This is a genomic window from Paenibacillus sp. FSL R5-0407 (assembly GCF_038009185.1).
In the GTDB taxonomy this organism is placed as follows: Bacteria; Bacillota; Bacilli; order Paenibacillales; family Paenibacillaceae; genus Fontibacillus; species Fontibacillus vini.
Genome location: NZ_JBBPAX010000001.1, coordinates 654,860 through 669,218, shown reverse-complemented (window position 1 = coordinate 669,218; position 14,359 = coordinate 654,860). Strand labels below are relative to the sequence as shown.

General features: G+C 49.1%; 12 protein-coding genes. 4 read left to right on the top strand and 8 right to left on the bottom strand.

Annotated features, from left to right (window positions below; translation table 11 throughout):
- Positions 1 to 87: 87 nt before the first annotated feature.
- Positions 88 to 561, bottom strand: coding sequence for a DUF3939 domain-containing protein (locus NYE70_RS03290; RefSeq protein ID WP_211021452.1), 474 nt, complete (start codon positions 559 to 561; stop codon positions 88 to 90).
- A gap of 219 nt (positions 562 to 780) precedes the next feature.
- Between NYE70_RS03290 and NYE70_RS03285 the strand changes: the two genes are divergently transcribed.
- Together NYE70_RS03285 and NYE70_RS03280 are read left to right on the top strand one after the other, a co-directional pair.
- Positions 781 to 1,773, top strand: coding sequence for a YpdA family putative bacillithiol disulfide reductase (locus NYE70_RS03285; RefSeq protein ID WP_213654178.1), 993 nt, complete (start codon positions 781 to 783; stop codon positions 1,771 to 1,773).
- Between the two features lie 36 nt (positions 1,774 to 1,809).
- A complete protein-coding gene (locus tag NYE70_RS03280) occupies positions 1,810 to 2,262 on the top strand; it encodes a DUF441 domain-containing protein (RefSeq protein ID WP_213654177.1) in 453 nt (150 codons plus the stop codon).
- Positions 2,263 to 2,339: 77 nt separating this feature from the next.
- On the opposite strand, the gene NYE70_RS03275 is transcribed toward NYE70_RS03280, so the two are convergent.
- The 3 genes from NYE70_RS03275 to NYE70_RS03265 form a co-directional block, all read right to left on the bottom strand.
- Complete coding sequence (locus NYE70_RS03275; protein ID WP_341044961.1) at positions 2,340 to 2,630, bottom strand: hypothetical protein; 291 nt, start codon at positions 2,628 to 2,630, stop codon at positions 2,340 to 2,342.
- A 483-nt stretch (positions 2,631 to 3,113) separates the two neighbouring features.
- On the bottom strand, positions 3,114 to 4,868 hold the full coding sequence (locus NYE70_RS03270; RefSeq protein WP_341044960.1) for an ABC transporter ATP-binding protein: 1,755 nt from the start codon (positions 4,866 to 4,868) through the stop codon (positions 3,114 to 3,116).
- 287 nt (positions 4,869 to 5,155) lie between these two features.
- Complete coding sequence (locus NYE70_RS03265; RefSeq protein WP_341044959.1) at positions 5,156 to 6,133, bottom strand: aminoglycoside phosphotransferase family protein; 978 nt, start codon at positions 6,131 to 6,133, stop codon at positions 5,156 to 5,158.
- 201 nt (positions 6,134 to 6,334) lie between these two features.
- On the opposite strand from NYE70_RS03265, the gene NYE70_RS03260 reads away from it, so the two are divergent.
- The gene (locus NYE70_RS03260; RefSeq protein ID WP_211021447.1) at positions 6,335 to 6,841 is read left to right on the top strand and encodes an ADP-heptose synthase; all 507 of its coding nucleotides are present in this window, start codon (positions 6,335 to 6,337) and stop codon (positions 6,839 to 6,841) included.
- A 70-nt stretch (positions 6,842 to 6,911) separates the two neighbouring features.
- On the opposite strand, the gene NYE70_RS03255 is transcribed toward NYE70_RS03260, so the two are convergent.
- The 4 genes from NYE70_RS03255 to NYE70_RS03240 form a co-directional block, all read right to left on the bottom strand.
- Positions 6,912 to 7,586, bottom strand: a complete 675-nt coding sequence (locus tag NYE70_RS03255) for a hypothetical protein (protein ID WP_341044958.1) — start codon at positions 7,584 to 7,586, stop codon at positions 6,912 to 6,914.
- Positions 7,558 to 8,037, bottom strand: coding sequence for a hypothetical protein (locus tag NYE70_RS03250; protein WP_341044957.1), 480 nt, complete (start codon positions 8,035 to 8,037; stop codon positions 7,558 to 7,560). Before NYE70_RS03250 ends, NYE70_RS03255 begins: the two co-directional genes overlap by 29 nt.
- A gap of 6 nt (positions 8,038 to 8,043) precedes the next feature.
- Complete coding sequence (locus NYE70_RS03245) at positions 8,044 to 11,664, bottom strand: AAA family ATPase (protein WP_341044956.1); 3,621 nt, start codon at positions 11,662 to 11,664, stop codon at positions 8,044 to 8,046.
- Positions 11,665 to 11,872: 208 nt separating this feature from the next.
- The gene (locus NYE70_RS03240) at positions 11,873 to 12,160 is read right to left on the bottom strand and encodes a HesB/YadR/YfhF family protein (protein WP_211021443.1); all 288 of its coding nucleotides are present in this window, start codon (positions 12,158 to 12,160) and stop codon (positions 11,873 to 11,875) included.
- Positions 12,161 to 12,601: 441 nt separating this feature from the next.
- Here NYE70_RS03240 and NYE70_RS03235 point away from each other — a divergent pair, with 441 nt between their 5' ends.
- Positions 12,602 to 14,359: an ABC transporter ATP-binding protein gene (locus tag NYE70_RS03235; protein ID WP_211021442.1), complete on the top strand. Its 1,758-nt coding sequence runs from the start codon at positions 12,602 to 12,604 to the stop codon at positions 14,357 to 14,359.

Genomic DNA, 14,359 nt, shown 5'->3' with positions numbered 1-14,359 from the left:
TGCCTGTCAAATCGCCTCGGCAAAACAAAAAAGCGCATCTCCTTTTACGGAGCTTGCGCTTAAATCAGGTTAAATCTTTATAACCTACTATATTACCTGTTTGGGACGGTGCGTGAGCAGCATTTCCTGATCCGTGATATATAGCGGAAAAGGTGGTATCTCTTTGAGATAATGCTCCGTATGCAGCAGCCTGAAATCAACCTGATATGGCGCTTGCGGTTTCAAGACAGGCAGCTTGCCGGTTTCCTCCATATACGTATCCACTGCTACCTGTACAAGATCCAGATAATAAGGAATTTCCCGGTCTGCCTCTGCAAAAATCTCGTAAGTTTCACGCGACAAATAAAATTTCTGGTCACTCACCCCGCCCAAATAACGGGACAATCGTTGCAAATCCAGACTTCCGTCAGGTAACAGCAAGGATTTGCGGTTAATTCCTTCCGGCATATCGGTCTCATATTTTCGAACGGCTTGTTTTACTTCTTCCAACGACACCTGCACGGCAGGAGGGGAACCGGCGACTTTACTGCGCTTACGGTTATTTTTCATCCAGAATAACATGAATGGTACCTCCCAACTTGGATTTTTCATGGGTAGGAAGCGCTTTCAATACTATTGTATCCTTAAATTTTAAATTTGAACGCTATTTATGCAAATCTTCATAGAAAAGTCATACCCTGGACAAGCCATGCCCTATAAAGGGCACGTCTCTGGATATTCTTTGGCGTTTGCGGTAGGATGTTAATGTTCGGCAACCAAATTTACTTTAGGAGGACTCTCATGCAAGACGTCATAATCATCGGAGCGGGTCCTTGCGGACTATCCGCCGCCATCGAATGTCAGCGGCGCGGCTTACATACGCTCATTCTTGAAAAAAACTGCCTCGTCCATTCGATTTTTTCCTATCCTACACATATGCAGTTTTTCAGTACCGCAGAAATGCTGGAGATCGGCGACATCCCTTTTGTTTCTCCCAACGAGAAACCTTTCCGTCACGAAGCGCTCGCCTATTACCGCCGGGTTACCCAACACTACGGCGTGCATATTGCCGCTTACGAAGAAGCTACCCGGATCGAACGTCAGCCGGACGGCACTTTTATCGTTCATTCCATCACCCGCAGTGGTGAAAAGTGGGAATACCCTACTCGTTATGTAGTCATTTCTACCGGTTATTTTGACCATCCAAATATTTTAGGAATCCCTGGGGAAGATACCGATAAAGTAACCCATTACTTCCAGGAAGCCCACCCTTATGCAGGGATGAAAGTTGCGATCATCGGGGGCAGTAACTCCGCAGTCGATGCCGCGATGGAATTGATCCGTGTGGATGCCGAGGTTACGGTTGTTTACCGCGGCAAGGAGATGTCCGAATCCGTCAAGCCTTGGGTGAAGCCTGTGTTTGAAAGCATGGTAAACAAGGGGAAAATCAAGCTTTTGCTGGAATCGAGAGTGATCGAGATCCATAAACGGGAAGTTATCGTAGAATCCGTGGATATGCGGGAAAGAACCGTGCTTCCGAATGATTTCGTCCTCGCTTTGACGGGCTTTCGCCCGGATCGGAAATTGATGCTGGACGCCGGCGTGGAAATGTCCGGCGAGATGGAGAAACCGGTCTTTAATCCGGAGACGATGGAGACGAATATCCCCGGCATCTATGTCGCCGGCGTTATCGCTTCCGGCCGCAACGCAAACGAAGTATTCATCGAATCCGGACGCGATCACGGACGCCTGCTCGCAGAGCATATCAGCGATCTGTTATCCGATAAGGCATAGACTCCATAGGAATGGAGTAAGGAGAGAATTTCATACATGAATCAAATCGATGTTGTATCACTTTTACTTTTGCTCATGGCCGGGTTGGGAATTTTCAGCAGCAATATGCCGATCACCGTTGCTATGATTGTCCTGCTGCTGATCCGTGTTCTCCATATGCATTACGCCTTTCCCTGGTTGGAGAAATACGGTCTTACGGTAGGTATCATTATCCTGACTATCGGCGTAATGGCCCCCGTCGCCAGCGGGAAGCTGTCGCTTCAAACCCTATGGTCTTCCTTCTTTCATTGGAAGTCTCTGCTCGCCATCGCTGTAGGAATGCTGGTCGCTTGGCTTGGCGGGCGAGGCGCCACCCTGATGGGCAGCCAGCCTACCGTAGTAGCCGGACTCCTGATCGGCACGGTGCTTGGCGTCGCCTTTTTCCGCGGCGTGCCGGTCGGCCCATTGATCGCTGCTGGAATCCTTTCGTTGTTTATCGGCAAAATGTAAAGCATAATTGGAAAAGGCTGTCTCTTGAACATTCATTCAAAAGACAGCCTTTTGTCTTACTTCAAATTCAGGATATTTTATTTTTTAAAAAATGTCTTTACACCATCATACATAGTTAATAACTTTATAACTACAGCCAGAGTTCTAACGACCATTTCAGCACTCAAAATATTTCCCATTACTTTATTAACGTCATAATAAGATCCTGTAATAAATACTGGCGAAAACATAATTAATATTCCTACAATGATGCTGGTTAAAAGAATTAGTATTTTGCCACTACTGCTATCGGCAAGGGCAACTTGAGAACCTTGGCCAGCCCTAGTCTTAAATATACCGTAGCTATCATTGGCGCAAGCAACACGCAACTGCGCGGCTTGACGTCAACAATGTCGAGGGTATTGGTAACCTTGCGATCTCATTATATTGATATCGTTTTAAATTTCTGCAATACTACATTAATTTAAGCCACGACAACGTAATATTAGCGGAACGGATGCAATTGTGCAGTATTTTTGGGCTTGTAGAGATAAAGTTACTCAGAATGAGGAGTAATGATGTATTTTTGCAGTAATGCTTCCCTTTCAAACCGGTTAATAAATAAATTACTGCACTTTTGCATGATTCCTCTAATATTCCTCAATAATTCCGATATGTATGCTCCAGCATGATTACAACGCTTATCCAAACATAACTTCAGCAATCTGATTGCAGGTTTACCCATTTACATCAAGGCTTACCTACCGAAAATAAGCTGCGAAAGTTGAGTTACAATTTATTTATATAGAAAAAATAATCGCCCCAGTGTGCCGGTACTCCGGCAACTGAGGCGATCCATCTTTTTGATCCATTTACTGATGATTCAGGTTTTGAATATTATACAATTGCGCGTAGACGCCTTCCGGCTTGGCCATCAACTCTTCATGGGTGCCCCGTTCGGCTACCGCCCCATTCTTCATCACGATAATAAGATCCGCATGTGTAATCGTGGATAAGCGGTGAGCAACGATCAGCGTGGTCCGGCTCTTGGACAGGTCCTGGAGCGATTGCTGGATCAGATGCTCCGATTCCAAATCAAGCGCTGATGTTGCTTCGTCCAGAATGAGGATCGGCGGATCCTTCAGGAATACGCGGGCAATGGCAACCCGCTGCTTCTGGCCACCGGACAGCTTCACGCCCCGTTCGCCCACTTCGGTATCATAGCCCTGCGGCAGCGCCATGATAAATTCGTGCGCATTCGCCGCTTTTGCCGCGGCTACGATGTCTTCGTCATCCGCCTCGGGATTGCCCAGTTTGATGTTGTCCCGCACGTTCCCGCTAAACAGGAAGTTATCTTGGAGCACCATACCAACCCGGCTGCGCAAGCTTTCCATCGTCCAGTCCCGGACATCCTTTCCTCCGACCGTCAGCGTACCCTTCTGGATGTCATAGAAGCGAGGAATCAAGCCGACAAGAGAAGACTTTCCGCCTCCGCTCATCCCGACAAAAGCAACCGTCTGCCCCGGGTTGACCTGCAGCGAAATATTTTTAAGCACCCAGTTCCCTTGCTCCTGATATTTAAACCATACATTCCCAAAAGTAATACCATGAGTGCCGGCCGGCATCACCTCTGCACCTTTGGCATCCGTCATTTCATACGGCTCCTCCAGCAATTCCAGCACCCTTTCCCAGGAAGCGGATGCTTGGGTCAGGATTGTGGAAGAGTTGATCAAGCGTTTCAGCGGTGCATATAACCGATCGAGATAGCCAAAAAACGCAACGAACGTTCCCAGCGTTAAATGACCCTGGATCACCTGGTAACCCCCGTATCCGATGACAAGCAGCGGCGCAATATCTGTTAGTGTATTTATAATGGCGAATGTCCATGCATTCCATCGGCTGTGCGCCATTGCCCTGCTAAGATATTTACCGTTGATCCCCTCGAACTGCCGCGCATCGTGGCGTTCCAGCGCAAAACTGCGGATCACCGAGATCCCCTGGATCCGCTCATGCAAATAAGCCTGGATCCCGGCCAGCGCGGCGGAGCGATCCTTGGTAAGCTTCTTCAGCCGCTTGTACAACACTTTGACCGCGATGGCATAAAGCGGAAATATGGAAATCGCGACAAGGGTAAGCAGCGGGTTAAGATAGAACATGAAACCTAGCACGAACACCAAAGTGAACGAATCCAGCCATACATTCATCATGCCGACTTCTACGATATTCTTCGTTTGCTCGGCGTCATTGATAAAGCGGGAGATGACTTCACCCACTTTGGTATTTTGATAATAGCGGAGCGACAACCGCTGTAAATGGGCATACAGCTTGTTGCGCAGGTCGAACAGAATTTTGGCTGTAATGAACTGAGCGAAATATTGCCTTGCATATTCGACAGGTCCCCGGACAATCACGAATAAAAAGAACGTACCTCCAAGCACAACCAAAAGCCGGTTTATTTTTTCAGTTATATCCACGGCCTGATTGAGCAGTATGTCATCCACTACATACTTCTGAACGAGCGGTAATAGGGACGGAATCCCAAATTTCAAAATCCCGATGATCAGGGTTAATATAATCCACTTCGTATAAGGCTTAACAAATTTAAAATAAGCTTTCCATTGTTTCAACTCGGCTGCACTTCCCTCTGCTTTTCTCTACAAAAATGAACAATTGATTTTGAAAAACAAACCATAGAGGACTTTTTGGGTCTTATTTTATCAAAATCAGTATTTTCCTCGTTAATAAGACCCTTCCGGGGCCTTATTTGTCTTAAATATGCTTGAAGTCGGCTGTCCAGGTCTCAGTTTGCAAAATAAGACCCTAAAGGCACCTTATTTCTCCTGTATAGTTTATAATCTCTCAAATAGCGCCCCTTATGTCCCCTATTTCTCTATCCGATCAACATGGAACTGAATCACTTTTGCAATCCTATTTCATTTGCCAATCTCTCTGCATACGCATCAAGACGCGTTTCGATCAATTCGGCGGTCAGTCCTTGAAAGCCAAGATCTTCCCAACCTTTATATACCCCGGGAGGGCCCGGCAGTACCTCAATCAAGGTAAGTATGTCCCAATAAGGATCCGCTGCTTCTATCACGCTTCCAGGAGAAGCCAGATAAGCTTCCATAAAAGCATCCGCCGTTTCCACTCCGTACAGTTGAACCAGATTCAATCGGCAATGACCGGTATCGATCCCTGCAGGACCTTGGCATGCATTTACCCAATCCACGACGCCGCTCACGCGGTCCTGCAGCCAAAGCACATTGGCCGGGTGATAGTCCCGATGAATGAGACGAGGCACATAATTGGGGGCCGGTCTCTTAACGCAATCAATCAGCTTGGCCCAAGCGGAAGGAGTAGTCGTCCATGCAGGTACCTGAAGATCTTCTATTTTATTATAAGTAAAATAGTTCCATACTATCGGTTCATTCATCGAAGCCTGATTACCATGCAAGGCGGCTGCCGCTTCAGCCATTCCCCGAATCCAGCTCTCAGAAGGGCTCATCGGCAATACTACCTTACCGGGGAGACGGCTCATCAGCACCATCGGCAATCCGCACCGCTCGCCGGTCGGATCTGCGGCAATCCACTCCGGAGAAGGTATTCCGGCCGATTTCGCGGCCTGCAATGCTGCCGTTTCATGCTCGGCCAGATCCGGCTCAGCCTGAAGCCAGACTTTGTCCGTAAATTGACGCAGTACCCAATTCAGGTGCTCTTTATCGTCAGCCATTGAAATTTCCAATGCATACACCGCAGAAGAAATTCCCCCTTGCATCGGCATCACTTGCTCCACTCTGGCCAATTTTCCGGTCCGTCTACCCGCATGCTCCTCAACCCAAGTAAGTACCGACTGCGGCAATAGCTGCCCTTCCGTTCTAACGTTTATTTCCATACAACAGCCTCCCTTCTTTGGACAACCGCGTATTTTTCCCTTAAAGCTGTATTTGTAAACACAATAATGATATACTCCATAATAACATGTCACTGCCTGTAACGCGGCAAAAGATGCGGCGCATAAGTACCAGCCCCACTTTCACCGCTACGCAACAAAGAACAGGCAGCGAAAGGCAGCAGCCGCATTAGGAGGATAACCATGTCACGTCGATTTGTAATCGAGGCCGTGATGGTGGCGATTTACGGTGAATTGCTGGTGCCTTCAGCACCTGTCGAATATATTGTCCCTTACACCACCGTCATGGAGCTCTATGAATTTCAAAACAGTCCGGAACCGCTTATGAACGATCCCTCGGACGACCTGCACGTCAAGAACAAGATCAACGAACTGATCTCTTATCTGGAAGAACCGCTGAACCGGAAGAAGCTGGAACGGGCGCTTGCCGTCCCTTGGTCAAAGAGTCCTGCTATTCTGTTTGGCGACAATATCTCCTGGATCGTCATCAACTCGGTTGACAATGAACAGTACGGCGAATTGCTCGATCCTATCGAAACCGAAATCGTGCTTGCCGCGCAGCGGGAGAACGCCCCTATTTTAACAGACCAGCTAGAGCTGATCCGCCGGATCATCGCCGCCGAAGCCCCGGTTCAGGTATTTGATATCGGAGATTTCGACTTTGCGATGGAGGACAGCATTTTCTCATAAACAGCATTATGACAAAAGATAAGCACAGGGTACAGAAGAAATTCTGCATCCTGTGCTTCTTCAATTCCGGCTATTCTTTTTGCAGGGTATAGGTATTAAACTCCCCCTGAGGTGCAGTATTAAAATAATTCGTTCCGTTCACCTCATACCGGATCGCGTATGTGATCCCGCCGCCCCCGTCTTTTACGCCCTTTATTTGGACCTCGCCAACTGCCGGAACGGTTAATACCCTCGGTTTATGCTTGATCATAAACGCATCGCCTACGGGCGCTCCGTTTACTAGCACCTGCACGTAATCGCCGTCTTCCGCAGCATAATCCCAGACCCAGATTTTCGTATCCGCGCTTAGCGACTTATGCGTAATCGTATAATCCTGTTTGCCGATGTTCTTGTCCTCCTTCAGCAATACCGCACCGGCGAGCAGCGATGTGGAGGTCCGATCGGCCAGCGCTTTTACGGCAGCATCGGACGTATCTACGGATTGGCTGGAGAACATATAAACGATCATAACAATAAAAAATGCAGCGATGGAGAACGCGCCGAACCGCTTATAGGACGATCCGTTCTTGTTCCGGTCGCCACCAGCCTTCGGAGTGACAGGCTGCTCCGGTCCGGAATCCCCGGCAAACGGCAGCATTCCTCCCGATTGCTGCCGGGTCGTATCGGCGTCCGCCGTCCGCTGCTGAGCTTGCTCACGCTTTTCAACCTCACCACGTTCACGATCGTGCCGATAATGTTCGCTCATTTGCCATCCCTCCCGTTAAAGCGGCTCTTTTCCGGTGAAAATAAAGACTCATTAAAATCCGGCATAATATAATCTGGACCACCATCACTATGGTCCACACCATATGTCTGCTGTCGCTCTGCACTTCGTATCCAAAATTCAGTATCAGCAATGCCACGCTCACGATGATCGTATTGATGAGCATTATTTTTACGTAGGGAAACATCCAGGGCAACTTGTCATACATCTTGCGGAACGCCGGAATCATCAGAGATAAGCCGATAAACAATCCAAACAATGCCGTCAAGAATACGCCCGTGTTCGGGACTGCAAACCCGGATTCCATTACGGTTCCCATATCCGAGAGCGTCATAATCGGAACCAGAAACAGCATGGGAAGCAGCCAGGTCATAACCGCCAAAAAATAAATCCACGCCGCGATGGTTCCAAATACAGATTTCCAACTACGCATAATGTGCTATACCTCCTCAATATCGTCAGCATCGATGACTACCAGCTCTTCTTTATAGATTTCCGGCTTGGCGGTCAAACGGAGCGCCTGGCGGTTGACCGAGCGTTCGGCCACATTTCGGACATATCGTCCGTTGCCGAAGGATTCTTGCGTTACGGCATGTTCAAATACCCGGTACAGCTTCTCTCTTGCTTCGTTGCTGAGAACGAAGCTGCCTGAAGAATAAAAACCATCCGCGATGACCATAAGCTCATCGGGCGAGTAATCCGGAAATTCGATAATGTTCGGAAAGCGGGATTTCAAGCCCGGATTGGTCGCCAAAAACTCCATCATCTCTTCTCCGTAACCGGCCAAGATCACGACAAGCCGCTCCCTGTGATCGTCCATCAGTTTTACCAGGGTATCGATCGCTTCCCGGCCGTAATCCTGTTCATTCCCCTTCGCAAGCGCATAAGCTTCATCAATGAACAGTACACCGTCCAATGCCTCGTTGACCACATGCGTAGTTTTTAACGCCGTATGTCCCACATAGCCCGCTACCAGGCCGGAGCGGTCGGTCTCGACCAGCTTGCTTGTTTTGACGATTCCCATGTGATAGAGCACATGTGCAATTGTCCGTGCCATCATCGTTTTGCCCGTGCCGGGATTCCCCATGAAAATCATATGGAAGGTTTGCGGCTGTTCTTTTCCAAGGCCCAGCTTTTTGCGTTCATTCTCCATCTTCAACCTTGCGTGCAGACTCCGCACATAGTCTTTGACCTCATCCAGTCCTACGATCCCGGAGAGCGATTGTTCAAGATCAAAACCGGTATCGCCCGTCTTCTCCGGTTGAATGTCCGTCTCGATAATTTCCGTCAATCCCTGTACGGTAACGTCGTCCTGATCGGCCACCCTTGCCGATTGGTTCCGCATGATGTTCTCAATCCGGTTACGAACCATTCTGGCATTCCCGGTATGCGCGGAGGCTGCCTTCCTAGCTACCATCAATTGATCATACAGCATCGTTTTGGCCGGTTCCGTCAGGGTAAAGCCTTTCTCGGCGATCATTTTCAAAGCGATCCGGTAAAGTTCATCGCCGCTGTAATCAGGAAACTCAATGGTCAAAGGGAATCTGGAGGCGAGACCCGAATTGGATTTCATAAAATCCGTCATTTCCTTGTTGTACCCGGCCAAAATAACGACGATTTCACCCCGGTAATCCTCAATCAGCTTCACCAGGGTATCGATCGCCTCTTTCCCATACCCGCTTCCGTTATCTTTCAATGTATAAGCTTCATCAATAAATAACACGCCGCCCAACGCGCTGCGGAATACCTCTTCGGTCTTTTTCGGCGTATGCCCGGCATATTCCGCGACAAGTCCGCTGCGGTCCGTCTCCACCAGATGACCCTGCTTCAGCAGCCCCATTTCTCTAACCATATTCGCGACAACTCGTGCCATTGTCGTTTTGCCGGTTCCCGGATTACCCGTGAATACCATATTCAGCGATTGGGAGGAATCGACCGTGATTCCTGCCTGCTTTCTTTTTTCATTAGCCAGCAAAAGTTTATACTGAATGCGGAGAAAATCCTTAACTTCTTCCAAGCCGATAATTTCGGACAACGACTGCTCCAGATCAAACACCGTTTTGTCTGCAAATCGGAAATCCTCGGGGCAGAGAAGATCCATTTCGGGGTTTGCAGCTTGTGCAATCCTCTTGCCCTGCTCCAAAATGGCCCCTTCAATCACATTTCGGACCAGCCGGCCATTGCCGCCGTCATTCCTTCCCTTGATCTGGCTCTTCTCAAATAGTTCAAGCAGCTGCCCTTGGCATGACTCGCTAATACGGTATCCCTTGGAAGCCGCCGTTATTTCCGCGATCGCGGCCATTTCTTCAGCCGTGTAATCCTCGAATTCGATCTGTACCGGGAACCTTGATTTCAGCCCGCTGTTTGTTTTGAGGAAACGCTCCATTTCATCACGATATCCGGCCAGAATAACGACGAGATCATCCCTGTGATCCTCCATCGCCTTGACCAGTGTATCAACGGCTTCCTGTCCGTAAGTATCATGCTTATCCCTGCACAGCGCATAGGCTTCATCTATAAAAAGAACGCCGCCCAACGCGGCTTGAATCACGTCATTCGTCTGCTTGGCCGTTTGTCCGGTATATTGTCCGACCAGGTCCGCCCTGCTGACTTCCCGCAGTTGGCCTGTCGACAACACTCCGATCGCCTTAAGATATTTTGCGACGATTCTGGCAATGGTCGTTTTGCCCGTACCGGGATTCCCCGTAAATATCATATGCCTCGTAATGGATGACGATAAGAAGCCCGCCTCTTCCCGCATATGCTGGACCTTTCCGTGGTTTTCCAGGCTATACACATATTCTTTGACCTTATCCAGACCGACCACGGCGTTTAAATCTTTGCGGACTTCGTCGATTTGCGCGTTCGTTTTGTCCGGAAACCACTCGGACTCCGACAGATCCACCGTTGTAATCACAGCGGCTCCTGTGTTTAAACGAACCAGCGGCCGTCCCGCGACATAATCAAGACTAGCCTCCGTCATTGGAGGCAGCGGATTTCTTAATTTGTAATCGGATAAAGCTTTATATATAAAATTGAATATGTACTCCTCGATCGCTCTGATTCCTGTCGTTTTTTTGAACCGGGAACTGCAGCAAGCGACGAAATTGTCGGTAAAACCCACGCGGAGCGACAGCTGATTCTTGCAGCGCAATTCCATATCCCGCAGCAGCTTTAACGTTATTGCACGAATATCCTGCTCCGAATAATCCTCAAACCGGATCAAGTCCCCTACGACCTCCATCACTTTCGGGCTCCACGCCTCTTCAATCCGGCTCTTGGAGCTGCCCGTAACAAACACGAAAAATTTCCCGTTCGCGGAAAGCTCACTGACCGAGTTATGGGCCAGCACTCCGGTCGCCTCCACGAGGACGTTGTTCTGCATCGCGTACCGTGCGCCTAATTGGTATTTCCCTTGTACGATCAGTCCTGAGAGAACATCAATAAAAGCCTTGTGAGCCAACTCGAATCGCTCAACGACGACAACATCGGAGTTGGTATACATCGCCTTATATAAGTCGGAGAGGAAGAGCCCCTTGTCGGACAATGCGGGATATAATCCGAGGTCGATCCGGGACGGGACTTCATAGCTGAGCAGCTTCTGCTCCTTCATAGCAGCAACGGCCGTGTTCACCAACGTTTGCTTCCCCATGCTTTCCCCGCCGATAAGAAACAGCGTATTTCTCGGTTTATCTCCGTCAAACCCGCTCACAAACGGTCTTTTCATCGCAATAAACAAATGCTCCACCGCCGGTCGCTGCCCGATAAACTGCCGGAGGACATCCTCTTTGGCGAATGCAATGCTCTTATCCAGCGAGTCAGCCGTCACGGTATCCCTGATCGTTCCGCTGTAAGGAATTTTATCGTTCCCGCCGCCTGAGGCGGCCGCTTCCCCTTCGTTATGCATCCCCGGATCCGCCGAGGACCCCGGTATGGATGCGATCGGCTTCACGGAACTTGATTCTGCTGTCGACTTTTTCGCTATAAACCCATGTTTACGAACCGATTCGATAATCTGATATTCAGGAAAAATAAATTTCAGAATCTGCCTGATGTCCAACGATAAGCCTCCGTTCAATAACAACGAATAGTAAATACCCAATCTCTCTTTTTCGTCATGGAAGGTATGGAACCCTTTGAGAATAAAGATAAAAATTAGAAAATTAGGGCTTAAGATATAGAATTCTTTTTTCCATTATAAAAAAGCAAAAGACCGTCCCGCGATCCGGGTACGGCCTATTGCATTAGAAAACACTTATTTTTCTGCCTCAATTCTCATATTCATAATCAATATCGTCTTCGGCAGCATTATAAACAACCTTCAGCTTATGACCGTCCAAGTACCATTGGTCATGCTCTTCCATAAAAAACGTGATTCCCTCCACCGTGGAGGAAAGGCCCGGAAACACCGGTTCTTCGACCTGAATTCCCAATGAGAAGCCGGGGTGAATCTTACCTCCCGCGCTGTATCTGGCGAATAGCCGCACGGTCTGTCCTTCTTCTAAGCTCAGCTCTTTTTTAAACCAGTTGGCGGCGTCTCTCGATATTTCGATCATGTGTAATCCCTCCTATACTCTCTTCATTTTAGACCAAACCGGCATTTTTGCAAAAAAATAAATTGACACCTTTACAAAACGGGTGTTAAAATCTCAAACATACGAGATCAGCAATTGAATTTATTACCATTAACTAAGAAAGGGTGACGACGGTGTTTAAGATGTTTAATCAGAGCGCATTTGATCATGCGACATACACACAACTGAATACCGAAGTAACCCGACCGGCTTTGAAAGCGTTCTGATCCGACCTTTCGTGGCCAATGAGCATCTGGGAAAGCAGCTTTTTCATTCTTGGCGGCGGTTACTTCGAATTGAAGTAGCGTACGCATTCATATGTTCTGAATTATTAAGGCATATCGTTTTCGGACGATGTGCCTTTTTTGCTGTTTTTTCGGCTTCACGGGTTATTTCGGAATAGAAAAAGGAGGAAACCTCACTATGTTTGCAGTGCTTAAAAATTTGGGATGGTTCTTTAAAAGGGAAAAGAGGCGCTACGTGATCGGCCTTGTCCTGCTGATTTTGGCGGGAGTCCTGGAACTTGCCCCACCCAGGCTGCTCGGTAAAGCCATTGACAACATTGCCACTGGCACCGTTACCTGGTCATCATTGACCACCTACATTCTGCTCATCATCGCGGTGCTCGCTATTATTTACCTGATAACGTACATATGGATGCATAAATTGTTCGGTGGCTCCAACCTGGTAGAGCGCCTGCTGCGCACCCGCTTTATGAACCATCTTCTTGGCATGACGCCGCCGTTCTTCGAGCGTAGCCGTACCGGGGACTTAATGGCCCGGGCAACGAACGATCTTCGTTCCGTAGCCGGGACGGTCGGGTTCGGTATGCTGACGCTGACGGACTCCACCGCCTACCTTTCGGTTATTTTTATCGCCATGAGCACGCTGATCAGCTGGAAGCTGACTTTGGCTGCGATCATTCCTCTCCCTTTTATCGCCCTGGCGATGAAAATTTACGGAAAGATCATTCATGAGCGATACACCCTCGCACAAGACGCGTTTGGAGACATGAACGATCAGGTGCTGGAATCCGTGGCCGGTATTCGCGTAATCCGTGCCTATGTTCAGGAACGGAATGATGAGAAACGGTTTGCGGACATCACGAATGACGTGTATAAAAAGAACCTGGCGGTGGCCAAAGTGGATGCCTACTTTGAACCGACCATCCGCCTGTTCGTAGGACTCAGCTATGCGATCGGATTGACTTATGGCATTTATCTCGTATTTCATAATGAATTGACCCTGGGCGATCTCGTATCTTTCAATATGTACCTGGGGATGATGATCTGGCCGATGTTCGCCATCGGTGAACTGATCAATGTAATGCAGCGCGGCGGCGCCTCGCTGGACCGCGTAAACGAAACGCTGAATGTTCGGCCCGATGTACAGGATCCCGAGCATCCGGTCGAAGTGGCTGTACCGGAGAGCATTGAATTCAAGGATGTAACCTTCCGGTATCCTACCTCGACGATCAACAATCTGGAGAATATCGACCTGTCGATCCAGCGCGGCGAAACGCTAGGTATCGTCGGCAGAACCGGCAGCGGCAAGTCGACGCTATTGAAACAATTGCTGCACGAATATCCGTCCGGTACCGGAGAACTGGTCATTTCAGGTGTACCGATCGGCCAAATCACACTGAACCGCCTTCATGGCTGGATCGGCTACGTTCCGCAAGAACAAGTCTTGTTCTCCAAAACGGTACGGCAGAACATCCAATTCGGACGCTCCGGCGCATCGGATGATGTCATTATGGAAGCGATTCGCACCGCTGCCTTCGACCAGGATCTAGGAACGCTGTCCGACGGACTGGATACGCTTGTCGGCGAGAAGGGTGTCGCCCTCTCGGGCGGACAGAAGCAGCGCGTCTCGCTGGCGAGAGCCTTTATCGCCGATCCCGACATCCTGATTCTCGACGACGCCTTGTCCGCGGTCGATGCCCGGACGGAAGCCCGGATCATCGAGAATATCCGGAGCAAACGCTCCGGCAAAACAACCCTGATCTCCACCCACCGCTTGTCGGCGATCGAACATGCCGACTGGATCGTGGTGCTGGAAAAAGGGCGAATTATCGAGCAAGGTACTCATGAAGAACTGCTTCAGCAGAACGGATGGTACCGCGAACAATACGAACGCCAGCAGGTCGAATCGAACCTGACTGACGGGGAGGTGTCCTAA

Bases quoted from the DNA above. Each gene is read 5' to 3' on its own strand.
- NYE70_RS03290 (WP_211021452.1), bottom strand. From the start codon at position 561: ATGTTATTCTGGATGAAAAATAACCGTAAGCGCAGTAAAGTCGCCGGT.
- NYE70_RS03285 (WP_213654178.1), top strand. From the start codon at position 781: ATGCAAGACGTCATAATCATCGGAGCGGGTCCTTGCGGACTATCCGCC.
- NYE70_RS03280 (WP_213654177.1), top strand. From the start codon at position 1,810: ATGAATCAAATCGATGTTGTATCACTTTTACTTTTGCTCATGGCCGGG.
- NYE70_RS03265 (WP_341044959.1), bottom strand. From the start codon at position 6,133: ATGGAAATAAACGTTAGAACGGAAGGGCAGCTATTGCCGCAGTCGGTA.
- NYE70_RS03260 (WP_211021447.1), top strand. From the start codon at position 6,335: ATGTCACGTCGATTTGTAATCGAGGCCGTGATGGTGGCGATTTACGGT.
- NYE70_RS03255 (WP_341044958.1), bottom strand. From the start codon at position 7,586: ATGAGCGAACATTATCGGCACGATCGTGAACGTGGTGAGGTTGAAAAG.
- NYE70_RS03250 (WP_341044957.1), bottom strand. From the start codon at position 8,037: ATGCGTAGTTGGAAATCTGTATTTGGAACCATCGCGGCGTGGATTTAT.
- NYE70_RS03240 (WP_211021443.1), bottom strand. From the start codon at position 12,160: ATGATCGAAATATCGAGAGACGCCGCCAACTGGTTTAAAAAAGAGCTG.
- NYE70_RS03235 (WP_211021442.1), top strand. From the start codon at position 12,602: ATGTTTGCAGTGCTTAAAAATTTGGGATGGTTCTTTAAAAGGGAAAAG.